This window comes from Alteromonas sp. 5E99-2 (assembly GCF_017368475.1).
Taxonomy (GTDB): Bacteria; Pseudomonadota; Gammaproteobacteria; order Enterobacterales; family Alteromonadaceae; genus Alteromonas_F.
The window spans coordinates 46,373-71,891 of the sequence record NZ_JAFNJE010000012.1; the positions used below are offsets into that span (position 1 = coordinate 46,373).

General features: G+C 39.7%; 20 protein-coding genes. 15 read left to right on the forward strand and 5 right to left on the reverse strand.

Annotation, left to right across the window (positions count from 1 at the left end; translation table 11 throughout):
• Nucleotides 1-4: 4 nt before the first annotated feature.
• Nucleotides 5-799 (reverse strand): serine protease, encoded by a 795-nt coding sequence (locus J3L16_RS12650; RefSeq protein ID WP_347564669.1) that lies wholly within the window; start codon nt 797-799, stop codon nt 5-7.
• A 370-nt stretch (nt 800-1,169) separates the two neighbouring features.
• Here J3L16_RS12650 and J3L16_RS12655 point away from each other — a divergent pair, with 370 nt between their 5' ends.
• The 11 genes from J3L16_RS12655 to J3L16_RS12705 all read left to right on the forward strand — a co-directional run bounded on the left by J3L16_RS12655 (nt 1,170) and on the right by J3L16_RS12705 (nt 17,092).
• Nucleotides 1,170-1,949 (forward strand): PEP-CTERM/exosortase system-associated acyltransferase, encoded by a 780-nt coding sequence (locus tag J3L16_RS12655; RefSeq protein ID WP_347564672.1) that lies wholly within the window; start codon nt 1,170-1,172, stop codon nt 1,947-1,949.
• A gap of 46 nt (nt 1,950-1,995) precedes the next feature.
• Nucleotides 1,996-3,648, forward strand: a complete 1,653-nt coding sequence (locus tag J3L16_RS12660; protein WP_207613357.1) for an FAD-binding protein — start codon at nt 1,996-1,998, stop codon at nt 3,646-3,648.
• Between the two features lie 64 nt (nt 3,649-3,712).
• A complete protein-coding gene (prsT, locus tag J3L16_RS12665) occupies nt 3,713-6,430 on the forward strand; it encodes an XrtA/PEP-CTERM system TPR-repeat protein PrsT (RefSeq protein WP_207613358.1) in 2,718 nt (905 codons plus the stop codon).
• Between the two features lie 2 nt (nt 6,431-6,432).
• A complete protein-coding gene (locus tag J3L16_RS12670; protein ID WP_207613359.1) occupies nt 6,433-7,518 on the forward strand; it encodes a GNAT family N-acetyltransferase in 1,086 nt (361 codons plus the stop codon).
• A gap of 326 nt (nt 7,519-7,844) precedes the next feature.
• On the forward strand, nt 7,845-10,157 hold the full coding sequence (locus tag J3L16_RS12675; protein WP_207613360.1) for a hypothetical protein: 2,313 nt from the start codon (nt 7,845-7,847) through the stop codon (nt 10,155-10,157).
• Nucleotides 10,157-11,116: a glycosyltransferase gene (locus J3L16_RS12680; protein ID WP_207613361.1), complete on the forward strand. Its 960-nt coding sequence runs from the start codon at nt 10,157-10,159 to the stop codon at nt 11,114-11,116. Before J3L16_RS12675 ends, J3L16_RS12680 begins: the two co-directional genes overlap by 1 nt.
• 1 nt (nt 11,117) lies before the next feature.
• Entirely contained in the window at nt 11,118-12,230 is a 1,113-nt protein-coding gene (locus tag J3L16_RS12685) for a glycosyltransferase (RefSeq protein WP_207613362.1), read from the forward strand.
• A 3-nt stretch (nt 12,231-12,233) separates the two neighbouring features.
• Nucleotides 12,234-13,256 (forward strand): polysaccharide deacetylase family protein, encoded by a 1,023-nt coding sequence (locus J3L16_RS12690; RefSeq protein ID WP_207613363.1) that lies wholly within the window; start codon nt 12,234-12,236, stop codon nt 13,254-13,256.
• Nucleotides 13,253-14,320, forward strand: coding sequence for a GNAT family N-acetyltransferase (locus J3L16_RS12695; RefSeq protein WP_207613364.1), 1,068 nt, complete (start codon nt 13,253-13,255; stop codon nt 14,318-14,320). Before J3L16_RS12690 ends, J3L16_RS12695 begins: the two co-directional genes overlap by 4 nt.
• A 9-nt stretch (nt 14,321-14,329) precedes the next feature.
• Nucleotides 14,330-16,210, forward strand: coding sequence for an asparagine synthase (glutamine-hydrolyzing) (gene asnB / locus J3L16_RS12700; RefSeq protein WP_207613365.1), 1,881 nt, complete (start codon nt 14,330-14,332; stop codon nt 16,208-16,210).
• Between the two features lie 9 nt (nt 16,211-16,219).
• A complete protein-coding gene (locus J3L16_RS12705; RefSeq protein ID WP_207613366.1) occupies nt 16,220-17,092 on the forward strand; it encodes an FkbM family methyltransferase in 873 nt (290 codons plus the stop codon).
• Here the strand turns inward: J3L16_RS12705 and J3L16_RS12710 are convergent.
• Nucleotides 17,070-18,089, reverse strand: a complete 1,020-nt coding sequence (locus J3L16_RS12710) for a right-handed parallel beta-helix repeat-containing protein (protein ID WP_207613367.1) — start codon at nt 18,087-18,089, stop codon at nt 17,070-17,072. The genes J3L16_RS12705 and J3L16_RS12710 overlap by 23 nt on opposite strands.
• A gap of 138 nt (nt 18,090-18,227) precedes the next feature.
• Between J3L16_RS12710 and J3L16_RS12715 the strand changes: the two genes are divergently transcribed.
• Genes J3L16_RS12715 through J3L16_RS12730 form a run of 4 tightly spaced genes read left to right on the forward strand, consistent with a single transcriptional unit; the run spans nt 18,228 to nt 22,019 of the window.
• Nucleotides 18,228-19,358 carry a glycosyltransferase gene (locus J3L16_RS12715; RefSeq protein WP_242698824.1) on the forward strand — a complete coding sequence of 377 codons (1,131 nt, stop codon included), beginning with the start codon at nt 18,228-18,230 and terminating at the stop codon, nt 19,356-19,358.
• 5 nt (nt 19,359-19,363) lie between these two features.
• A complete protein-coding gene (locus J3L16_RS12720) occupies nt 19,364-20,251 on the forward strand; it encodes a glycosyltransferase family A protein (protein WP_207613368.1) in 888 nt (295 codons plus the stop codon).
• Nucleotides 20,248-21,444 (forward strand): TIGR03087 family PEP-CTERM/XrtA system glycosyltransferase, encoded by a 1,197-nt coding sequence (locus J3L16_RS12725; protein WP_242698825.1) that lies wholly within the window; start codon nt 20,248-20,250, stop codon nt 21,442-21,444. Before J3L16_RS12720 ends, J3L16_RS12725 begins: the two co-directional genes overlap by 4 nt.
• Nucleotides 21,441-22,019: an acyltransferase gene (locus tag J3L16_RS12730; RefSeq protein WP_207613369.1), complete on the forward strand. Its 579-nt coding sequence runs from the start codon at nt 21,441-21,443 to the stop codon at nt 22,017-22,019. Before J3L16_RS12725 ends, J3L16_RS12730 begins: the two co-directional genes overlap by 4 nt.
• A 25-nt stretch (nt 22,020-22,044) precedes the next feature.
• Here the strand turns inward: J3L16_RS12730 and J3L16_RS12735 are convergent, their stop codons facing one another.
• From J3L16_RS12735 to J3L16_RS12745, 3 genes are read right to left on the reverse strand one after another with little or no spacing between them, the layout of a single operon-like run.
• Entirely contained in the window at nt 22,045-23,190 is a 1,146-nt protein-coding gene (locus J3L16_RS12735; protein ID WP_207613370.1) for a glycosyltransferase family 4 protein, read from the reverse strand.
• A 2-nt stretch (nt 23,191-23,192) separates the two neighbouring features.
• Nucleotides 23,193-24,683, reverse strand: a complete 1,491-nt coding sequence (gene xrtA, locus J3L16_RS12740) for an exosortase A (protein ID WP_207613371.1) — start codon at nt 24,681-24,683, stop codon at nt 23,193-23,195.
• Nucleotides 24,676-25,494, reverse strand: a complete 819-nt coding sequence (locus J3L16_RS12745; RefSeq protein WP_207613423.1) for an XrtA system polysaccharide deacetylase — start codon at nt 25,492-25,494, stop codon at nt 24,676-24,678. The genes xrtA and J3L16_RS12745 overlap by 8 nt, the downstream gene beginning before the upstream one ends.
• Between the last annotated feature and the right edge of the window lie 25 nt (nt 25,495-25,519).

The following is a 25,519-nucleotide window of genomic DNA, read 5'->3' on the forward strand; positions in this document are numbered from 1 at the left end:
AAAATCACTGCCAGATTAATTTATGTTTCTCTGTCAAAGCCCTAATATGACGAACTGGAACGGCATAGGAAATACCAGAAGGGCTCGACAGCGCACTTTCTTTCGTATCTTTAACAATGACTTTATTTATAATTCCCACAACTTCCCCAGAAGACTGTTTATAAACAGCACTGCCTGAATTTCCGGGATAAGCAGTTGCATCTAATTGATAAATCAACGAAGGTTTCTTTAAACGTTTCAGCAAACTAAGAGTGAGTACATCGGCATTATTAGCAGGTATTGCATCTGGCGTTATTGCTGCCAAACTTCCCTTATGAGTTGCCGGATATAAACCTAAAATGGCCCCTATTGGAAATCCGGTAAATGCGATATCAGTCCCTATATCAAGCATTTTGTCTTCACCTAAAGTTAAACCTGGCAAGTTAGAATTAATTTCTAATATCGCTAAATCATGTACCGGGTCGATTGCAACAACCTTTGCTATAAACTCAGATACGTCCCGTCCTTCACCTGATAACACAACATAATTTTGCACTACGTCTACTGACAATGGCTCAGAAACAACATGATAATTTGTTACTGCATATTTACCATTACCAATAACAAAACCGGTGCCGATTATTCGACTCCCCCGATATTCAATAGGTGTTTTTTTACCCACAGCAACAACAGCAGGTGTCACTCTCTTAATAACGCCAATAGCATTAGAGTCAGCTGCCACAGCATTGGATAAAGCAACTATCGTTATACTTAGCAGAAATAGAAGTGTCGAACCCATTTTACCCATTAAGTGTGTCACTGTTCATATTCCTCATTAGCACTCAGAACCGCAATCGTATCCTCGAGGATACATAATATCGCCATTACATCGAACTTTCATTTGTTTTGTTATACGTATGGGCATGTATTCCCTATCACATATTTATACATTAGACGTGCCATTTAAATTAGCTTATTTATTAAGCGTATATGTTAATAATGTTAAAAAAAGCTCCGCGTTTAATGCTCATTCCTCTCACCGTTCTATACTTAAGTATCTGCTCAAATACTTCGTCATGCAGTTCTCAGTGTATTTTTAGTAAATGCAACTTAGTTATAACGACTTAAATTAAGAAAGGGCTGAACCATTGGCTTCAAATAACAATAGACTATTAAGTACTACCAAATCCATTAAAAAAGCGTGGAGAAATTATCAAAAGCTTAGAGAAGCTAAAGCGATATCTAAGCACTTCTCATCATATTTAAGTCCTCAAATTGCGCTAAGTGAATCTTTGAAAGATGAAGTATACAAAATACGCCATGATGTTTATTGTAAAGAGCTTAAGCTAGAGCCTTTACACGAACAAGGCATAGAAACAGATGAATTTGATGCCTTCTCTAAGCACTGTTTAATTAAACATTTAAACTCAGAAAACTATGCTGGTACGATTCGCCTCGTGACTCCTCAAAAAGAAGGTGAACTTTTACCTATAGAAAAATATTGCTCCCATTCGATCACAGATGAAAAACTCTCGCCTAAAAATATGAAACGGGAGGAAATATGTGAATTTTCTAGACTAGCTGTTCCTGCGCAATTCAGACGAAGAGCAATGGATAAATTCGCAGGTGCTGCGACAGGGGTTATTGATGAAAATAGCTATTCAGAAAATGAACTTCGCTGTTTCCCATTTATCGCAATTGGCTTGTATATGAGCGCCGCATCTCTTGGAATGGGCTTAGGCTTAAAGCATGCATTTGTAATGATGGAGCCTCGTTTAGCCAGAAGCTTAGGTTTCATTGGCATTAAGTTCGTACAAATTGGCCCTGCTATCGATTACCATGGCACACGCGCGCCTTATTACATCAATGCTCCTTTATTGTTCAAAAATTTGTCCCCAGGTTTTCGAGTTATGCTAAATAACCTTCAAGATGTCATTGATGACCAATTAAGTGTGATCCAACCAAAGTAGGCTACTATTAGCCATAGCAAATTCGATATTATGAGTTTAGTAAGACATGGGCGAGCAACAACAAGACCTAATACACAAATTATGTAAAGCATTTACATCTCAAAATCAGTGCGAATGGATTAACCAATCCGATGACCCAAACTATACGCAAACTACGTTTGCCAATGCGCCTAATTTCATAGGCATCATACGGCCAAAAAAACGAGAATTTATCGCGAAAGCATTAACTTTCGCGAATCAAAATAATTTCCACATACTTCCCGTTAGCAGCAATAAAAATTGGGGCTATGGTTGCTTAGCTAAAAATGCACCAACCTTACCAATGGTTGTTTTAGATTTAAGTAATTTAAAGGGTATTTATCCCACAGATAAAGAATTAGGCTTGATTACCCTAGAGCCAGGAGTAACTCAAGAAGAATTGCGTACCTATTTGGATGACAACCAATGGGATTGTATGGTTCCTGTTACGGGCGCTGGCCCAACCGCGAGTGTGGTGAGCAATGCTGTTGAGCGTGGTTATGGCATCACGCCTCATACCGACCATTTTTCAGCGTGTACGGCAATGAAAGTATTTGTCCCTGCACCTGATATGTGTAACGAAGAGTTGTCATCTGCAGTTAGCGAACTAGACAATTCTGGAATCGATTTCATTGATAAATCATTTAAATGGGGGATGGGTCCTTTCATTGACGGCTTATTCACTCAAAGTAATTTAGGTATTGTCAGCGAAATGACATTCCGTTTAGCAAAAAATCCCTCTCATTTTTCTGCTTTTTATATTCAAATATTCGACCCTTCCAAATTTGAAGACAGTGTTCTTTTTATACGGAAAATTTTGCAAACCTATGCAGGCTCTATTGGTTCTATCAATTTAATGGACAGAGCGCGTTTACTGTCAATGACAGTAGATAACCCCAATATAGATAAAGACGAAAATGTATTCTTAAGTAACGAACAACTATTGCGCTTAGCAAATGAAAATCAAACGCCTGAATGGTTAATTGTAGGCTCAATTTACGGAGAAAAAGCTTTTGTTAGCGCTATAAAGAATCATATCAATAAAGCATCAAAGCACCTTGGTAAAACCCTCTACTCTGACGGCTTTGTCTTAAAGGCAGCAAAATTTGTATTGAACTTACCCTTTACTCATTTTCCCTTAATGAATGCCGTGCGAGCAAAACTACACAAGCTCGACCAAGGCGTCGATATAATGTTAGGCCGACCGAATCAAGTTGCTTTGCCTTTAGCGTATTGGCGAAACCGCGCTTCGCAACCTTCAAACGAAAACAAACTCCATCCTGCACACGATAAATGTGGACTACTTTGGTACGCCCCCCTTATTAGAATGAATCCCGAAGTACTTACAGAATTTGTTCTCTTTGTACGTCTTACCATGAGAAAATTTGATTTTGACCCATTCATTACATTTACAAACTTACGCCACGACTGCATCGACTCTACAGTTCCCATTGTTTTCAATTTAGCCAATGAAAAAGAAACTCAACGAGCAAAGCAATGCTTATCGGCGCTTATTGAGCAAGGTAGAGATAAAGGATTTGTACCTTACAGACTCCCCACAGAAGAGCAACATAAGCTAAGTAAAAACACACCTTACTGGAAATGTGTAAATAAAATAAAGCAATCCTTAGATCCAAACGGCATTTTATCCCCAGGCAGGTATCATGAAAGATTAAAGTAGCTGTTAGGTTAAATTAGTAATATTATCTTGTTAATTATAAGAAATTTTTTCACAAGGGACGATCATGAAACAGGTTCTTTTTCTATTTTTAGTCATTATGCTTTCTGCATGTGCTAAGCCTTCCGTCGAATCTCAAATAGCTGAAGCAAGGCAGAGTGTTGAGATTGAAGCATATCAATCTGCAGTCATTAGCTACAAAAACGTTCTATTACAGCAGCCCGGAAATTCAGAAATCAGGGCAGAATTAGGCTCTATCTACTTACTTATGGGCCAATTCAGTGAGGCCGAAAAAGAACTCGAAAAAGCCATTGAGCGCGGCGCATTAGCCGAGCCATTAATCGACGCCATAGCTAAGTCGATTTATTATCAAAGTGACTACAATCGCCTTGTTAATCGCTTAGACGCCTATACTGCTGAAGGAAATTCTCTTAGTAATCAAAGTACCTTTTTTTACTACGTAAGTAGCATTAAGTCTCAATTAGATAGAAAAGAAAGTATCCCTATCCCTTCCGAACTGACTGATCAGAATTACTTATCTTTAGCAAAAATATTTGATGCACTAATAAACAACAACCCAGAAGCGGCATTAACACTAAGTGACGATGAAATAAACGAAAATGTCGAACCCTTCGAAAACGAACTTTACCGCGCTACCGCTTATTCGATGTTGGGAGATCATCAAAACGCTATTTTATCTTATAATAAAGCTCTTGAAGTATACCAAACTTACCATCCTTTGAGATTCTTACTTGCTGAGCAAATGATAAACGCTCAGCAAATAGATGCCGCAGCTGAACAAATACAATTACTCATTGACCTTAACCCATCAAGTGCCTATGCAAATTACTTACTCTCAATCGTATTACTTTATAACGAAGAATTTGAAGGCGCTTTTGAAGCTTCGACTCTAGCAATTCAAGGGGGGATAGATCGACCCAAAGCCCACTTTATTGCCGGGGTTAGTGCTTACCATACAAATAAAATAGAAGCAGCTTACCGGCATTTGGTGGCGGCTGCACAGCGTTTGCCTAATAGCCATATTGCCCACCGGTTGTTAGCTAAAGTAAGATTTAAATTGGGTTACATTGAAGAAATAGCAGGTTCATTAGAAACCCTTGATTTAGAAAAAGAAGAAAGCGCGCAAATCTACGCGCTCGCTGCGGTCCAAAGTTACCAGTTAAATGACACTGAAAAAGCACAAAAGTACATTGAAGAATCCCTTTCTATAAATCCAGAAAGTACCGAAGCGTTGTTAAGCAAGAGCATAGTCGAGTTTGATAACGATAACGAAGCAGCAATTAAAACCTTAAGTAAATTACTCTCAATCAACCCCAATATAGTCGATGCCTGGACTTTGAAAGCCTCAGCTGAATATAAAGAAAATGGTATTGAAAGTGCGATTCAAGTGGCGAAAGGACTTCAAGAAAAAGAAGCTCTCGCGGGGATAATGCTAGAAGGTCTACTTTATTTAGATGATAAACAAGAAGACAAAGCCCAAGCCGCATTTGAAAAGGCCCACAAACTGGCTCCTGACAATGAGGATATTAGCTACTATGTTTTAATTGCTAACGCGCGTGCAGACAAAACCGATAAAGCACTCGACATTGCAAAACAAATTTTAGATGCATCCCCTAACAATTTTGAAGTCATCATTGATTATTCAAACTTACTTCTCGCAAATAATAAAGACCCTCTATCATTTTTAGACTCTTATATTAATGAGCACCCAGAACTTCCCACACCTATTGCGGCAAAAGCCTATTTTTTAATGCGCGATGGTAAAAATCAAGAAGCGGTAACTTTGCTAAAAAGCAGTAAAACACCTGCTCACTACAGCAAATTTATGGCCTTGGGTGAAGCCTTTCTCAAAACGAAACGTTTTGACGAAGCTTCAGAAAACTACCGCAATTGGACTCAAGCTTTTCCAACACACTCTAGATCTTGGCATAGGTATATAATTACTCTACAGTATTTAAAAGATTACAGTCAGGCTCTTGCGGCCACAAATGATGCTTTAACCTACTTCCCTTTAGACGATAACTTACACGTACTGAAAGCCCACTTTCTTGTTAATTTAGGGGAACAGAATAAAGCCGAAGCCGTACTCCGAAATATTCCGAAAAAGAGTCAATCTATACCAGAGTTTGCGCAAATTAGTGGCACTATAGCCTATAACAAAGGCGAATATGCTAAAGCATTCGAACTTATAAATAGCGCTTACATTGCTAAACCAACATTTTCTACAGCGAGAATACTTGCTTTCACTCATGCTAAATTGGGCAGAAATAAAGAAGGCCTGGACCTCCTAAAAAATCAAATCGTAAATTCCCCCGATGCATACTACGAACGTTTTATTATTGCTGAATATGCATCAAAAAATAACTTAATTGCAGAAGCCATACAACAATATGAAATTCTAGACAAAAAGAATCCAGACAACTTTGTTGTACTAAATAATTTGTCCAATTTATTAGCTAAAAAAGGCGATTTAGAAAACGCAGAAAATTTGGCTATGCGCACCTTGCAATTACAACCTCAATCACCTTATTCATTAAGCACATTTAGCTTTGTACTAATGAAACAAAAACGCTTTGAAGAGAGTAAAAGGTACATTGAAAGAGCCTTATTAAAAGCGCCCAATAACACAGAAATGCTACTGCAATTAACCGAAATACTAATTGAACAACAACAGAATCATGAAGCAAAATCATTACTCGACAAGTTGACACCGAAATCGGAGTCAGAAAAAGCGATCTTTACACGCCTAACGCAACGGCTGTAATAATGACTGAGTATTCTATATCGGTTATCGACCATGTTGAATTCAGTTCTGTTGAGAAAAAATGGGTAAAACTTGAGTCAGACATAGATATAGAAAATATTTTTTTAAGCTGGTTCTGGATAGGAAACTGGTTACGCCAAAGTCAACATTTGAGCCCAAAGCTAATCGAGTTTAAACGTGAAAATATCGTGGTTGGTTTAGCGTTCTTTTGTACTCACACTAAACGTGTTTCAGGTATCCAGATTCGCCAAAGTTACATAAATAAAACAGGGCTGTTCGAGCTTGATCAGCCTTGGATAGAATTTAATGACATATTGATCGATGAGCAACATCGGCAGCCTTGCAGCCAACTATTCAATGAATGGCTGAAAGAGCAAGACATTGATGAATGTGTTTTGTCATTGACGTTAAAAAAAGATATTTGGCAAAATCTGCCTAACGTTAAAACTGACATAGAGGCAGTGCCTGCCTATTCCGTATCGCTTGGAAAAAATACGAGCACATTTGACACTTATTTAGCAGGCTTGACAAAAAACACCCGCAGTACACTCAGGCGAGCAATGCGCTATATAGAAAAGCAATATGGTACCGTTACAATAGAGCCTGTAAAAAACACCCTATCTTCTGATGATTGGAAGCAACTTAGTGTTTGGCACAAAGAAAGGTGGAATGATGAAAGTCAAAAAAGCGGCTTTTTTAATCCTCAATTTATCGATTTTCATCAATACCTACAGCAGAATCCAACTGAAAACTACAGAATTGAAACCCTGATTTTTAACGCGGGTAATATAAAGCTTGGATACCTGTACTACATGGTGGGGGTAACAGATATAAAATTTTACTTATCGGCTATAAACTATTGTGATGACAATAATCGCTACCAACCTGGTTTGGTTATGCATGCTTTAGCTATTACCCACTATTCCTTAATAGGATATGAAAATTACGATTTCATGGGAGGTGATAGCCAATATAAGCGCAGCTTATCAAATCGCAGTTACTTCCTTCACTGTATCACTTTACGTCCAGACAGCTTAAGAAACTCCTGCTATCAAGCGTTGAGAAAAATAAAGGCTTCAGTGTCTTAATTTAAGTCTTTCATTATTTGGCACTGTGACTAGTTTCAAGTAAAGTATGCCGTCGTTTTAACGAGTTAGATGTATGGAGAAACATTATTTTTACAATAAAAAACAAGGACAACCTTCCCTTTAGCGATATCAATATTCATATTGGTGTACCGTTAGAGAAAAGCAAGTTCTGGGTTTCAGACACACTTCAACTCGTAGATAATAATGACAAGGTTATTCAGCATGCCTCATTTGAAGCCAAATCTTATTGGCTAGACAGCAGTATAAAGTGGCTTTCGGTTCGATTGCTCGACACTCTAGAAAGAGAACAAACTAAATCCTATTTAGTGAAAAAAGTAGATGCTTGTCATGAACCAATTATTGCTAATCCCATCACAGATTCGGCTGATGCTTTAGTTATTCAGACTAAAAAAGGTAAGGTCGAAGTTAGTAAGTCTCAATTTTTACAATTTTCAGTACCTTCATTGCTGTCTCATGGAATAGAAATAATAGGTAACCAAAGTGAACCTTTCATAGGTTCGGATTTTTCATTCAATTACACAAATACCTATAGTAAAGATTCACATCTATTTGTTGATATCGCTCAAACCTATATTCTAAAAAATCCTAATGGTGACCATTTACACCTCTTTGCACACTTATCTATTTGTATAGAAAGTGGTGACGTGACCTTATCTTGTACCATTCGAAACCCTAAAGCCTCTCAACATGAAAATGGGAAATGGGATCTCGGTGATATTGCCAGTACATATCTAAAAGCACTACATTGGCATGCAGAACTTACTGATGCAGAACCAGTCGCAGATGTAACGCTTATTGATAAGGCCCACCGAATTACAGCAGTGAAAAACTGTACTGTCCATCAAGCTTCTAGTGGTGAAAGAAACTGGGCTGCGCCTATTCACGTAAATAAAAATAACAAAGTGGACTTGCCATTTAAAGGTTATCAAGTCATTGTTGAGGACGATCTAATCTTAGCAGGACAACATGCTGAACCTACACTTTCATTTGGTTCCAAGGAAAACGGAAAAACCCTTGTAATTAAAGATTTTTGGCAAAACTTCCCTTCATCGTTAAGTAAGCAAAACAATGCTATTTATGTAAGTTTACTCGGTGCATTACAAAGCCCTGAGACTGAACTCCAACCTGGTGAACAAAAAACCAGAGAATGGTCAATAACACACTCATCAAACGTGACAGCTGCTGAAATCGAGGTGTCATTACATCCTGATTATATAGCGAATACGGGCGCAGTGTTTTCTCATTTAGACTCGAAGTATCACAACGTATTTGATGACTTAATTCATCAAGGTCTAGATGGAAACAGTAATTTTTTAAGTAAAAGAGTAAAAAGTGATTCTTATGGTTGGCGGCATTTTGGCGAGCTGTATGCAGATCATGAAACCGCATTAACCCCAGATGATAGTTTTTTCGTAAGCCATTATAACAACCAATATGACCCAATTTACGGCATGTTGCTTCAGTGGTTCAAAACCAGTGATAAACGATGGTTTGATTTAGCTGATCAACTCGCTAAACACGTATGCGATATAGACATTTACCACACAAATTTAGACAAACCTGAATATAACGGTGGTTTATTTTGGCACACTGATCACTATGTTCAAGCTTATACCGCGACACATAGAACCTACTCAAAACTTCAACCTTCTGATGTTTACGAAGACCACGCTGGTGGTGGTGGTCCTGGAGGACAACACTGTTATACCCAAGGACTAACGCTTCATTATTTACTAACAGGGTACACTCCATCATATCAAGCCAGCTTAAAACTCAGTAAGTGGATTGAAACCTTATATGAAGGTGACAACACTTTTGTTGCTTTGGCATTGAGTATAAAAAACAGGCACAGAGCGGATCTCAAACAACTAACCAGCGGTCAGTATCCTTTAGACAGAGGAACCGGTAACTATATTCAAGCCATGCTAGATCGCTATGAACTAACAGGTAAGCAATCCCTGTTGTTCAAAGTTCAACACATTATCTGCTCAACCATCTCCAACGAAGATAATATTGCAGATAGAGACTTTAGTAACGTAGAAAACACCTGGTTTTATACCGTATTTTTACAAGCCGTCTGTCGCTATTTGTATATTTCGTCTAACGAAAAAAATCTGTACGAAATAAACCGACATATACTCTCAAGCCTATTACATTATGGGGCCTGGATGATAGGTAACGAATACTTGTATCTTGATAAACCCGATATATTGGAGTTTCCCAACCAAACATGGACAGCGCAAGATTTGAGAAAACTCTGCATATTGCAGTTCATACTTCCGTTTTTGGCAGATACAAGCAAAATAGAACAGCAAATAACCGAATTCACGCAGGTTATCTTAAAACGATTAGAAGGTGACGACGAAAGCGAAACCACACGAGTGTTGTGTTTACTTATGCAAAATAGTGATTTCAAGCACTATAAAAAAGCTGGAAAAACAGTCTGCAAGGCGTTAAGCGGCCAAGATTTGAAAGAGACCGTCCATACCAAAATTGTAAAACACGGTGTCGTCAGCCAAGTAAAACAAACTATGAGTTCATTCTCTTTTGAAAAAGAACGTCAATCTGCGGTATTGAGGTTTCCTCAGCTACGCAAATGGCTAGGAGAACCAAAGTAATGGCCAACATCTCTTTTATCATTCCTCACAAAGGAAGAGACAGCATGCTTTTACAAACTCTGGAAAGTATTGCTCAACTAGACAAAGCAGAACATCAAATCGACGTTGTACTTGTAAGCCAAAATGAAAAAGCATCTGATGCTGTACTAGCATATCAGCAAAATCTTCAGCTCAACGTTATCTATAACGTTGCAGGTGCAACAATTTCATCTAGTCGTAACTTAGGTGTAAAAGCAGCTAAAGGTGACTATCTTGCGTTTTTAGATGCCGATATCGACTTAGCACATAATTGGTTAGTGGAAATGCTAAGTACACTGGCAAAACCAGACATTGTTTTGGCCAGTGCTATGCAAGTTGACAGTATAGGTGCTCCTCCGCTAGAGCGTCTCCGCACTGGTCTCAGCAACGCAACACTAGACGAAAGAGTGACTTTTTTACCCGGCAGGAATTTGTTTTTAACACGTTCAGTGTTTGAGCAAGTTGGTGGTTTTCCTGAGCACCTAATTACGTGTGAAGATTACTACTTCACCGAACGCGTAGCTGCGATAGGTGGTTTGTTTTATACCAGTAAAACCCATTACGTGCACATTGGTGAAGATAAAGCATTTCGTCCCATGTTCAAAAAAGAAATATGGCGTGGCCAATCAAACTTAGCGTCGATTAAAGGCCGACAAGTCCCATTAGCAGAATGGCCCTCATTCGTTGTACCAATGATACCCATTTTGAGTTTAGCGACTATACTTCCTTTCATTATCCTAAATTGGATTGTACTTGCAGGTGCGAGTGTACTTATGACATTCCTACCTGTTGTGGTGTATGCTCTACGCCTAAAGTTATTAGTTAAAGACAAAGTTGGTTTAATCCATTGCCTGGCATTTTACGCAGCGTATTTCCCTGCACGAGCGATAGGCACTGTGATTGGATTATTTTCAGGCATTTCAACGAGTTCACATAAATAATATGAAAGTATTGCAGTTTATTTGTTCCACCGGCTTTTACGGCGCAGAAAGATGGGTTTTGGCACTAGCTAAACATCTACCTAATACAATCATCAGTGAACTCGCGGTAACATTAGAACCAGGAACAGAAGATCTCGAGCTTGTTAAACATTTTAACACGCTAGGTAAAACCCATGCGGTACCAATGAAAGGCAGATTCGACCGCTCGGTGGTATCCAAGTTGGCGCAGTTAATCAAAGATAATAATATCGATATCATCCATACCCATGGATACAAATCAGACATCATCGGTGTACTAGCCGCGAGAAAAGCGGGCATACCTTGTGTGGTAACACCCCATGGCTTTGAAAATGCAGCTGATATAAAACTTAGGCTCTTTATTTGGGCTGGCTGTCAAGCTATGCGCTTTGCCGACAGTGTGGCGCCATTATCGCCACAGCTCGTAGAAGATGTAAAAAAATTCAATATCGGCAAAGATAAGCTAACATACATACAAAATGGCGTCGATCTTTCAGAAGTAGAAGCCGTAAGACAAACAAAAACACCCAAAGACCCTAGTGGCATTAAGACCATAGGATTTGTTGGTCAAATGATCAGTCGAAAAAACATCACTGCCTTGCTTGATACCTTTGAAAGCTTATATGCCAAAAGGCAAGACATCCGCCTGGTTCTATTAGGCGACGGTGATGCTAGACCATCTTTGGAAGATTACACTTCGGGCCTATCAAGTAAAACTGCCATTGAATTTTTAGGCTTCAGACAAGACCGATTAGAACAGCTAAGAGATTTTGACTTATTCGTCATGAGCTCCACCCTTGAAGGTATTCCTCGTTGTTTAATGGAAGCCTGTGCAATGGAAATTCCTGTTAGTGCATATGACATTGCAGGTATCGACCAATTGATTACCAATAAAGATACAGGGTTACTCGCGCCTTTGCATAACAAAGAACAATTATTGGCAGACTGGGAGTGTTTACTCAATGACGAGAGTTACGCTAAAACACTAGCACACAATGCAAAGTTATTTGTTGAAAAACACTTTTCGGCACAACGTATGGCCGACGAATACGCTACATTATTTAACCAACTTTTAGAGCAAAAGGCCGGTAATTAGAACATGAATAAACAGGATGTTATTTTTGTTTTAACCATAGATACAGAAGAAGAATGGCTATGGGAGGAAAAGTTTCCCGATCATGACTTTTCTGTAAAAAACGTTGAGCGTATTCCTGCGTTCCAAGCATTTTGTGACAAAATAGGTATTCGCTCCACCTACTTCGTTGATTATGCCGTAGCCGAAAATAAACATGCTAAAGATATCATGGTGGATATTGCCAGAAACACCACATCAGAAATAGGTGCTCACCTTCACCCCTGGTGTAATCCCCCCTATTTTGGTGAAACCACCGACTTCGAATCTCATGTAATAAATTTGCCAGACGAGCAAGTCATTACCAAGTTAGACGCACTCACAGAACGTTTAATCACCGAGTTCAACGTAACTCCAACGTCCTTTAGAAGTGGCCGTTGGGGAATAGACGGTAGAGGTTTACGCAACTTACATTCTCGAGGCTACAAAGTAGACTCCAGTGTTTACCCTTTCTATGAAAACGAATTTTTTTCCTGTAAAGGTGCGCCCAATAAACCTTATTGGCCAAGCTACAATGACCCTCTACAAGCTAGCCACCAACGAGATATTATGGAAATTCCAGTGTCAGCGGGCTTTAATGTAAAAGATTTTGAGATGGCAAGTAATATGCACGACAAACTGTCATCACCTTATTTAGGTTGGACTAAAACCATAGGTTTGCTATGGCATACTCGCATCCTTAGAAAGCTCTATCTAAGCCCTGAATTAACCACAACTAAAGACATGTGTACTCTGGTAGATTTTTGTTTGAAAAATCAAAATCCTGTTATTCACATGTATCTACATAGCTCGAGTTTAATTGACGGTGCAACAGGACTCCTTGATAAAAACAATTCGTTTGCTCTTATTTGCCAACGCATCGAAGACACTGTTAACTATTTACAGCAGCGCTCTAATCTAACTTTTGCAACCATATCTGAAGCGGCAGCAATACTAAAGCAGTCGCCAGAATGTACGCCCGTGATAAATTGGCAAGAATCAGCACTATGACACAATCAACTCTATTAGTTCGCATAGCGAACGCTACAGAAAACACAATATGGGACACCTATGTAGATGCTCATATTCACGGGACGCCTTACCACAAATCCGCGTGGTCTAATGCTGTTACTAGCAGTTATAAGTTTGTTGCAAAGCGCTTTATTGCGATAAACCCAAGTACTAATCAGGTTACAGGCATTTTACCTTTAATCATCATGAAGGTTCCGCTTAAAGGACAACACCTTTGCTCTTTACCTTATTGTGACTTGGGCGGCCCTCTTGCAGATTCACCTGAAATTGCGCAAGAGCTTATTAATGCAGCATTCAACTTTGCAAAAGAAGAAGGTATAGCATCAACACAAATACGCAGTGTGGAAACTTCACCTTTTGAAACTGACGATTTAGAAGGCCAAAAAGTCCGAATGTTGATGTCCCTGCCTCCCAGCGCTGAGACACTTTTAGCTTCATTTAAAAGCAAATTACGCAGCCAAATACGAAAAGCAGAAAAAAATGGCCTAGTATACGAAACGGGCAATTCTGCGAAGTTATTAAACGACTTTTATCACGTTTATTGTGTCAACATGCGAGATTTAGGTTCTCCCGCTCACCACAAAACGTGGTTTGAGGACATTGCCAGCAGTTATGCTGAAAATGTTCTAATCAGTGTGGTTTACCACGAAAATATTCCCGTTGGCGCAGGTATGGTATTACTCAACGAAAAAACTGCGTCTATCCCTTGGGCTTCTACCATTCAAGCCTATAATCGTTTAGCTCCCAATATGTTGCTTTATTGGTCTGTGCTGGGAGCCTGTGCAGATAAAAACATTGCCACCTTTGACTTTGGACGCTCGACATTTAACGAAGGGACCTATAAATTCAAAAAGCAATGGGGCGCGGAACCCGTTAAATTACTTTGGCAAAACTATCATCAAGGTAAACTAGAAAAAGACGATGATGAGCAAGCGCAAACAGGGTCTTCGTTGCGCTCCCATGTAGAAAACATATGGCGCAAACTCCCCCTCCCCTTGACAATTTTCTTGGGTGGCCGCGTACGAAAATATATTAGTTTGTAGGAAAAACACATGTGTGGAATTGCAGGATTTACTCAATTTAGCCATAAAGAAGGAAACGAGCAAACCCTTGAAAAAATGGGCCAAGCAATTCTTCACAGAGGCCCAGATGCCGGTGGCACTTATTGCGATGAACTCGTAGGTTTATGTCATCGTAGACTCAGTATTTTAGATTTGTCTGAAGCGGGCAACCAGCCCATGTATTCTGAAGATAACAATTTTGTTATCGCCTTTAACGGTGAAATTTATAACTTTCTTGAATTAAGAAGTGATTTAGAGCAAGAAGGTTATCAATTCAAATCTCAAACTGATACCGAAGTTATCCTTGCGCTATACACAAAAGAAAAAGAAAAGTGTGTAGAAAAGCTCAATGGAATGTTCACATTTGCGATTTGGGATAAACAAGAAGCGTCACTCTTTATTGCCAGAGACCGACTAGGTAAAAAGCCACTCTATTTCTTCCAGCACCAAGGCCGTTTTGCCTTTGGGTCAGAAATTAAGGCCATTCTTGCGCTAGACAATATTCCCAAAGACATACGATTAGACGCGGTATACGATTTTTTCGCATACCAATATGTGCCCGACCCTAAAAGTATTTTTCAGCACATTCATAAATTGCCTGCGGGCCATTACATGACTGTGACCGAGAAAGGAATTGAACAAACCCAATATTGGGATATTAGTTTTGCCAGAACCAGTACCCATTCGGAAACTCAAAATAAACAATCTTTAATTGACTTGCTTGAGCAAGCCACAAAACAAAGAATGATGAGTGATGTACCTTTAGGTGCCTTCTTAAGCGGCGGTGTTGATAGCTCTGGCGTTGTCGCACTAATGGCAAAAAACAGCGAAAAACCAGTTAAAACCTGTACTGTTGGCTTTACTGATAAAGCTTACAACGAAGCAGAGTTCGCTAAAGAAATTGCGGACCAATACAATACTGAACATCACGAATTCACAGTACATCAAAACGTGGCTGATAATTTAGAACACATAGTTAGCTTTTTTGATGAACCTTTTGCTGACCCGTCACTGGTCCCCACCTTTTTTGTGTCCGAATTGGCCCGTCAGGAAGTTACCGTGGCAATCGCAGGCGATGGTGGCGATGAAATGTTCGCGGGTTATGAAAAATACACCACAGACGACATTGAAAATACCTGGCGTCAACGCATCCCAACAGCAATTCGAAAAGGCATGCTACCCACTGTTGCAAAAATGTGTAAAAAGCTACCGGGAGCCTTGGGCAAAAAGTCTCATTCACTGCTTACTACATTAAGTCATGAGCCAGATATGGGGTTTTATATTACCAACAGCCAAATGACGGATGATCATTGGAACAAATTGGCGAAAAATGACGTATTTGCCAGTTTAGGTGATTATCACCCCAGTGATTTAACCACCAAAGCCTATGAAACCAGTGACGCTCCAGATCACTTAGGTAAAATATTGTATACCGATATTAAAACCTACTTATGCGGTGGCATATTAGTAAAAGTTGATCGTATGAGTATGGCGAATTCCTTAGAAGTTCGAGCACCAATACTGGATTATCGCGTTGCAGAACTAGCAGCAACTTTACCCTCGATGCAGAAATACCGAGATGGCGAGAAGAAATACCTTCTTAAAGAAGTATTTAAGCCATTTATACCCAAATCTTTGTTGTATCGAAAGAAGATGGGCTTTTCCGTTCCTCTTGCTGACTGGTTCCGAAAAGACTTAAAGTCTTATGCTGAATCAACCTTATTGCAACAGTCTGAAGGCTTGGCTGATATATTCAATATGCAACAGGTCACCACGCTTTGGCAAGAACACCAATCCGAGCAGCGCGACCACAGTGCTATGCTGTGGAGCATGTTAATGTATCAGATGTGGTTCAATAAATATGCTCGTTAAAAAATGACGATGGCGTATTTAGATGTAAAGACCAATCCCGTTGTTAACGCCTTTTTAGTTTGGATGCAAAAATGCGATAAACCGGGTAAATATGCCTTATTTAGCTGGCTAAACAAACACCATCCCAACACCTTAATTTGTTATAAAATGCCTTTAGGGCAGTTTGTAATACCTGCTCACGAATGGTGTTTTTGGCAACTGGGAGGCCCTCAAAATTATTACCTCGATGAGTTCATGCCTTTCATCGAGCTGATTAATAAGCAAAATTCCGCCTTTAGTTTTTTTGATTTAGGTGCAGATATTGGTACCGTTAGTGCGCTTATCAATCGCCATTGTGATCACGCCGCTCAAACCATTGCATTTGAACCCAACCAAGGGGCCTTTTCATTACTCAGCCACAATATGGCAAGCTGCACACGCAACGGCAAAGCCGTAAATAAAGCCTTATCTAATTTTAACGGTATGGCCTCTTTACATACTCGGCAACGAACATTAGGCGACCACGAAGGCTATATTGAAAAAGACGCACAAGGTGACACGCAAGTTACAAGTCTCGATTCCTACATAGACAATGAAAAAATAGAACTGAACTCAGTTGTCGTGCTGAAAATTGATGTAGAAGGACAAGAAGTACAGGTTGTAGAAGGTGCATCTAACACTATATCTCAAGCTAAAACCTGTATTATTTTAATTGAAATTCATCCTGATGTTTTAGACAAGTTAAACCAAACACCAGAAACCCTATTTGATGCAGTAGAAGCCATTCGTCCTGTGGAATGGTTAATTCCTAAAGCGGGTAACATCAGCTTAGATAGAAGCCGCCCTCTGTTTTCTCAAGTTGAAAAAGCGCAATACGACGTTATCGCTGTTTCTCGTTCTTGATCACAGACGCTATTCCACCATTTCTTGATGCGATACGTCGATTAACAGTATTGCCTTCAATCACCACGCCTTTGGTTTCCTTAAATCGATACTCTATGGCATTAGGGTAGCTGTGATATTGCACAACGAGGTTATTCTGAACCACAGCATTAGGTGCGCGCTCCAGAATAATACTTGCATCGGCATAGGGGTGGTGATTATCAAGGTGGAAAAAGACGTTGTTTTTAATTAACCCACCATTATGCTGCGCACCTCGATTACCTAAACCAAATCCAACACCTCTGTCGTTATTAATAAAAGTATTGTTAAGCACTTGAGTGTGACTAGAATCTTTCCAAAAATGCACTGCATGCTCAGCGATGTGTTGACTCGGACTCGCAATGTTCTCAAAACGATTATTTTGCACTAGCCAATTTCGAGACTTATGAGCATCAATTCCGCCAATATAATATTGAGGTCCTATGCCCTTGGTATATTCAAAAACACAATGCTCAACCTTACCATTATCAGAATAGTGCTCACTCGACTCCAACGATGACACTTTCAACATTTGTTCATACGCATCCCGTAAAACACAATTTGTCAGTGTGAAATTATCTGCGTCTTTTTCTGATCGTACTTGAATTAAATGATTTCCCGCATTTTGTAGTGTCACACTCGTCACTGTAATCTTGTCTGCTTGCACATCAACAAGTACTTCCACACCTTTAGACTGTCGCATCCCACGACCAGATAAAACAACATCACCCGGTACTCCAGTGTGCCCTTTGAGTACAGTGCCTTTTTCAGAAAAAACCAACCTGCGTTGCAACCGATACTCACCAGATAAAAGCGTAATGGTATCCGCTTCGTTATTTTTATTTGCTTGTGCCAAGGCACGGTGAAGATCCGGTTCAGAGTCTATAATAAAATCAGCAGCGAAAGCTAAAGAAGGGCTAATGAACAAAAAACCAACGAATATCACTTTTACATATACGCTAGTGGCTATTCTGAACATGTTTTTAATCCTATAAAGTACAATTATAAAACGTAAGCAACGGTAAAATAATACGAAATCAGAGATAGATGAATTGCTTTTTATTTATTCATGATATTATCAGAAACAGTTAGACGAGGGTCGAAAAGAAAATCAAACATGGATATGAATATTTTACACATCACCTTTGACATGCGCATAGGTGGAACCGAAATGGTGATAAAAAGCATAGTCGAAAGCCATGCATCATCTGACTTTACAATGTCGATTTTCTGTATTGAAGCCCCCACTGGCCCTTGGGGTGTTGCGTTAGCAAATAATGGTATTAGCGTAACGACTCATAACCGTTCCCCTGGTTTCGACAGGTCACTCATTACAGCACTGCGAAAACACATTAAACAGCACAATATTCATGTTCTACATTGTCATCAATATACGCCTTGGGTGTACGGCACACTTGCTGCAGTTGGCCTGAATTGCAAAGTTGTTTTTACTGAACATGGACGCTTTTACCCCGATTCTACAACGTGGAAAAGAAAATGGGTAAATCCAATTCTTGCTTTCTTCACCGACGGCTTCACTGCAATTTCAGATGCCACCAGAGATGCCCTTGCGACCTATGAATTTATCAACAAAAAGAAAATTGAGCTGGTTTACAACGGGATCAAACCATTACAAAAAGCCGAAGGCGCTGAGTTACTTAAAACCGAACTAGGAATAGCCAAAGACACATTGGTGTTAGGTACTATTGCAAGATTCGACCCCATTAAAAACCATACTATGATGCTAGAGGCGTTTTCTAGTGCGTTAAAGTACACTTCCAATTTAATGTTGGTCATTGTCGGTGATGGCGATGAGCGGCCTCGAATTGAGCAGAAAATAGAAGAACTAAACCTATCACAACATGTCGTTTTAACTGGATATCAAGTTAACCCGACTCGCTATTTGCAAATAATGGACGTGTTTTTACTTTCATCATTAAGTGAAGGAACATCAATGACGTTACTCGAAGCAATGAGCTTAAGTAAACCTTGTGTTGTTACCAATGCGGGCGGCAATCCAGAAATAATAAAACACGAGTACAATGGCTTTGTGACTACCAACGGTAACCCAGATCACTTTGCTGATGGCATTGTAAAAATGCTTTCCAATTCAGTAATAGACACGTTCGGCCTAAATGGAAAAAAACGGTTCGATGAATACTTTTCAGATAACTTAATGGTTAACCAATACACGCAAATTTACCGCACTATTTTAGGTATAGAAAATGTAGGTACTGAAAAGGGCTAAATACTATGAATACACAACTCGAAGGCCACAATATGTCCTATAACATAGTGATGTTTGCTTACAACGAAGAAGCCAACATAGTTCAATCAATCGAGAGTATTTTTAACAATACTGATCTCAACCTCAATAGATTTTATCTGATTGCAAATGGCTGTACGGACAATACCATCGATATCGCACAATCCACCAAGTCTCGCTTGAAGTTTGAAAAAATGACCATTAAAGAAATTACACTGGGCGATAAGTGTAATGCGTGGAATACCTATATTCACGACTTTAGTGACGAGGCTCAAACTCACTTTTTTACAGACGCCGATGTACGCTTTTCTGAGAACTGTTTTAGTCAAATGAATACGAAACTAGGCCAAGCGCCAGAAGAAACAGTTGTGATAGCCGGTATGCCATTATCAGGCCGAAATATCGAATTCTATCGTGAGCTACTAACCCAAAGAGCTTGTTTTTTTGGCAACCTATACGGAGTCAGGCAGTCATTCATCGACCGTATAAAATCAACCAATTTTAGATTACCTGTTGGCTTAAACTGGATTGATTCCTTTTTAACCAAAGCTGTGAATACCGACCTGAGCTTTGGTAAAGATAACCTGCCTCAAAGAACCACATGGTTAGAAGGTGTTGGTTATACCTTTGACAGTTTGTCTTTTTTGAAAAAAGACGACGTAAAACTCTACTTTAGCCGTATAGCGCGGTACGAATTAGGTAAATTACAAGAAGTCTATCTAGATGATTTACCATTAGCACAGTGGCCTTTGGATATGATTGAAATTAATAAAAAAATCCATGCCTCATTCGCTCAACAAACTGAACAATTAAGTTGGTTCAAAACTATTTTAGTGCGAAGAAGACTCAACAAAATCATGAGTAAATATCTATGATCTTAGTTGTTGCCCAACGAATTCCCTACCCTCCTAATAAAGGTGAAAAACTACGTACCTATCACCACATCAAGCGTATGGTTGAAAGTGGGTATGAAGTGGAAGTAGTCAGTTTACGTCATGATGACAGTGACAATGAACTCGCTAGTGCACTAGCAAAGCACCTCAATATATCCGTTCGATTGTTTTCTATGCAGCCAAAGCTGTTGCGATATGCAAAGGCGTTAGCCAAGTTTCAGGCAATGAGCGTTGCCGCATTTGAGTCAAAACAACTCAAAGACTATATTTTGAATAAAGTGGCAAGTAGCTCAAATATAGATTCTATTTATCTTTCTGCATCCAGTTTAGCACCCTATATTTTAAATTCGCAGCTCAACGACAACCAAACATTAAAACTCAACATGGATTTTATGGATGTTGATTCAGATAAATGGAACCAGTACGCTCAGTCAAGTGCGTGGCCTATGTCATGCATATATGCACGAGAAGCGAAAAAAATTAAGCTATTAGAGCAAAAAACACTCGCGCGTTTTGACCATGTATTTTTGATTGCGGATGCCGAAATCACCTTATTTGAACAGTCAGTCAGTAAAACAAAACCGGTGCATAAATTGGGGAATGGTTTAGATTTCGACGCATTCCCTCCAGGCAAGCCCGAAGATAAATCAAACACGCCAGTGTATCTGTTTACTGGTGTAATGGACTACAAACCCAATATAGACGCTGTGGTCTGGTTTGTAGAAGAATGCTGGGATACCATAAAAAGCAAAATACCCAATGCTCGCTTTGTTATTGCAGGTATGAACCCTTCAGCCCAAGTACAAGCACTAACTCGTATCGACGGCGTTGAAGTCACAGGTTTTGTAGAAGACATCCTTCCTTATTATCACAGCGCATGGGTGTTTGTCGCTCCCTTCAGATTAGCTAGAGGCGTGCAAAACAAAGTGTTACAAGCCAGTGCCTGCAGAATTCCTATCGTCACAACGCCAATGGGGGCAGAAGGCATTCCCTTTGCAACTCCAAATAGCATGTATTTTGCTGAATCTAGTGCCCAATTTGCCGATAACTGTATTCAGGCCGTGCAAGACCAGCAACAAGCCACTGATAAAGCCCAACAGGTTTATGAAGCCATTACCGCAACCTATAGCTGGGAAACACAGCTAACCCCCTTAATGAAGGCGTTATCATCATGAAACACGTCATAAAAACGCTATTCTTCATGTTATTCGCGCTACTGGCTGCGCCTCTAACTCTGGCTTACTTATGTTTGCGCCTCGTTCTTAATAAAGATGAGTTAATCGCAAGTTTTAGCCAGTTACTGGCGCTAATACCCAGTAAACTCGGTAGCTTCATTCGCACAGGTTTTTACCGCTTCACTCTTACCCGCTGCCACCCGAACAGCAGAATTTCATTTCTTGTGCTGTTTTCACAGCAAGACACTGAGCTACATGAAGGCATTTATATTGGCCCTCAATGCAATATAGGCCGTTGTGTTATCAAAGAAGATACGCTGTTAGGCAGTGGTGTTCATATAATGAGTGGTAAAAAGCAGCACAACTTCAGCGATAGTGATGTGCCTGTTCGCGACCAAGGTGGCACATTCGAAAAAGTGACAATTGGCAAAAACTGTTGGGTAGGCAATGGCGCGTTGATCATGGCAAATGTGGGTGATAACAGTGTCGTAGCAGCAGGTGCTGTAGTTATCAATGATGTCCCTGACAATGTGATTGTTGCAGGAAACCCAGCAACAATCATCAAACATAAATAACCTGAATTCGGATTAAATAACCGTCTTATTCATCCATTATAGCGATGAATTTTCCAAGGTGGCCTTCCCAGGTAAAATGACTCATAACGTGTTCGCGGTAAACATCTGGGGACAACGAAGGGGTAGTCAATATTGGCACAATTTCTTTCGCTATAGATTCGGCGGTTGAACAATCAATAATATGTCCTGTTGTGCCTATTTTCATTGTTTCTCGAGTACCGCCTGAGTCACCCGCAACAACTGGCTTACCACAAGCTTGCGCTTCTACCAACACCATGCCGAAACCTTCTATGTCATTAGCAATAGTGCGATTAGGCAATACAAATCGGTCGCATTGTTGATAACATGAAATCAATGTTTGATCGTCTAAACCGGCTTGAAACTGAACGTGAGCATGCAAATTTAACTGCTCTACTAATTCAACCAGTTCACCTTTACATTCACCGCTACCAATAACAACGTAAAGGCAATTAGGTATCGCTTTCACAATATCAGGTAACGCACGGATAAAGTAGTCTTGGCCTTTTCGTTGCTGAAGCCGACCTACAGTTAAAACAACGAACTTATCTGCCCACCCCATCGCATTGCGAAACTGAGTGTCTAGAGGCTTTGGAACGAAGCGTTCAACGTCTGCACCAGGGTGCAATACGACGCACTTTTCGCCAGAGTCATACCCTAGCTTTTGCGTTAAGTTTTTACTGTTCTCACTGTTGCAAATCAAGGTGTGAGCATGCTTACACACCTGTTTAACCATCATAGATTGCTCTCTGCTGGTTGCTGCAGTTTCAACATCTTCTCCATGAATAAAGCAGCGATACTTTAACCCAGTAAATAAAGACAACAACCATGCAGTCACCCCTTCGTGGATTACTCTTCCACAATGCACTTCGTCAATATCATACTGCTTAACAAGACGTTTTAATGCTAACACTGAGCGCCAATAAAATTTTAACCCCTGAACACTCTTCAAACCCCACTCAGGACTTTGTAATGGAATACGCACTACTGCAGCATCGACAGATGCATCAATATCACTACAACCTTTGACATCGTGCGTAACAATAACCACCTTGTCTGAATCGAGTCGATTGTACAACTCCCAAAACCAACGGCCAGAGCCACCTTCAATAGGCGGGAAATTTTCAGTATAAAGTAAAATTTTCTGTTTCATTGTTACTCTTTGCCACCAATAATTTGTAATAGCAGCGCTTCCACCCTAAGCATTGCGTCTTTTTCAGATGTTGTTTTATTGTCTACCGGAACGCTTACAATGACTCTAAACCCACCAGAATTTTGCCCCAATAGAGCTTGTTTAGTTTGATACAACTTAGCAATACCATCGTTAACAAAGATCCTTTCGTCAATTTCATACCAAGTCGTAATGAGGCGCTTATTACCCGACGGATTACTGATTAATCTAACGTTAAATTTAGCAATATCAGCCAACACTAAAGAATGTTGACTAACCAAAGACCATGACTTTTCACTGTATAAACGATGTAACCCACTTACCAGCTCATTTGATTCACCGTTAAACCACGCCTGATAAATAACATCAGTTCCTAAATTGTTCTTGCTAACTTTAAATACTTCATCAGATGGCTTTCTTAAATCGGGTTTATAGTTAACGCCATACAAGCTAGTTTTATCAATAAATTGAGCTGGAACCGATAAGTAAATAGGCGACGCAGTAATTTGTTTTTCACTCTGTATATCTATCCACTTAATCCAAACAATCCCTGCAATAAACAACAATATCGCCAAGCCACTAATAGGTTTTGATATCTTTACAATCGGCGTGTGATCTTGTGCAACTGGAATAGTAGTAACAATCTGCTTGTCGCGAATAAACTCACCAATAGCTAATAAGCTTATAAGGACAAAGGCGAAGAAGAACCAACCGTAAATCAAATGATCTGCGCCTACCGCATGTTTCATATCTGACCAATAGCCAATTAAAATAATGCCATAGACTCTTACGGCGTTAGCGATGATTGGATAAATAACAGATAAGGCAAAAAAAGCGACTCTCTTTTTAGTGCTAACAAAGTTTAAGTACGAATACACAGCCCCAACAACCGTACTGGCTATAAAGAAACTGATCCCAGAACAAGCTTCAGCTACTAGAAAACGGCCTTGAGGTATTTCAATATACAGCCCTGAACGATACAAAGGAATGCCGGTTAGTTGAAGTAAATAAACCGCAATATCTGCGGTAATCTCTTGTAATTGAGGAATAAATTGCTCACCAAATGGGATCGCATAAAATATAAACGAGAGAGGGAATATCAGTGCAAAGGTAGCTTTATGACCGAGTAACACCCAGCATATTACGGGAATTAATCCAAATGTAGCAGCATGCATAAACAGCTGAATATCGCCCGCATACCCCACTACATACAAAAATATACCGCCAATTAAAAAAGGCAGTGCCCAAAGCGTCGGCTGTATAGGTAACGCAAGCCACTTTCCCCTTTTAATATAAGCGAAATAAATGGCGCCAGGCAGAATTAAAAAGCCGTGGTTAAAAATTTCATTGCCATACCAAATTGCAACCGCACTAGAAAAGCCATCATAGGCAAACCCAAACCAGCTTGCTATCAATAAAAGCCCTATAAAACATAAAGGTCTATATTCAGCGCTAACATTCTCTATTTTAGTCAAATTTCAAATCGTATGCGTCCTGCATAGTACCCCAGCGATAATCTGACAATAAGCTAATGAGCTTACCTTCCATTCGCCCTAAATTAATATAATGACGCACCTTAGATTTAAACGCTGCATCTTTAACTTTAGGTTGCTCAGGATCAATCTCCCAAGGATGAAAATAGAAGCTGTATGGTGCACTTTCTTGCTGCATAAAAGTTTCAATGCGCTTTTTAGATAACCAATAAGGATAGAGTCTAAAATACCCGCCTCCGCCAATTCCTACATTCTTTCCTTTATTTTTTACTGTAGGTATCGGGATTTCAACAATACCTTCTGGCCGAGTGTATTTGAACCTAGGCCAATTTGGCACACCATACAAATCATGGTCAATAGGGTAGGTACTTGAGGAGTATTTAAAACCTAGCTCTGCAAGGATGTCGTAAACCCATTCATTGTTTTCATTCACAGAAAAACTAGGGGCTCTGTACCCACAAATTTCAGTACCACTAATATCTTCTAAAATGGATTTACTGGTTTGAATATCTTGCTTTGCTTGTTCTTGAGACATGGTCGTTAAGCGTTGATGAGCAACGCCATGACTTGCCAATTCATGGCCTTCAGAGACTATGCGCTTAATAACATCAGGGCAACGTTTAGCAACCCAAGCCAGCGTAAAAAACGTAGATTTAACATTATGCTCGGCAAAAAGGTCTAATAGTCTATGGGTATTGCGATCGACTCTAAGTTCTATAGAATCCCATTTTTCACTGGGTAGCACATCTTCAAATGCTGATACTTGAAAGTAATCTTCAACATCAACAGTCATGGCATTTAAACGACCTATTTTGTCT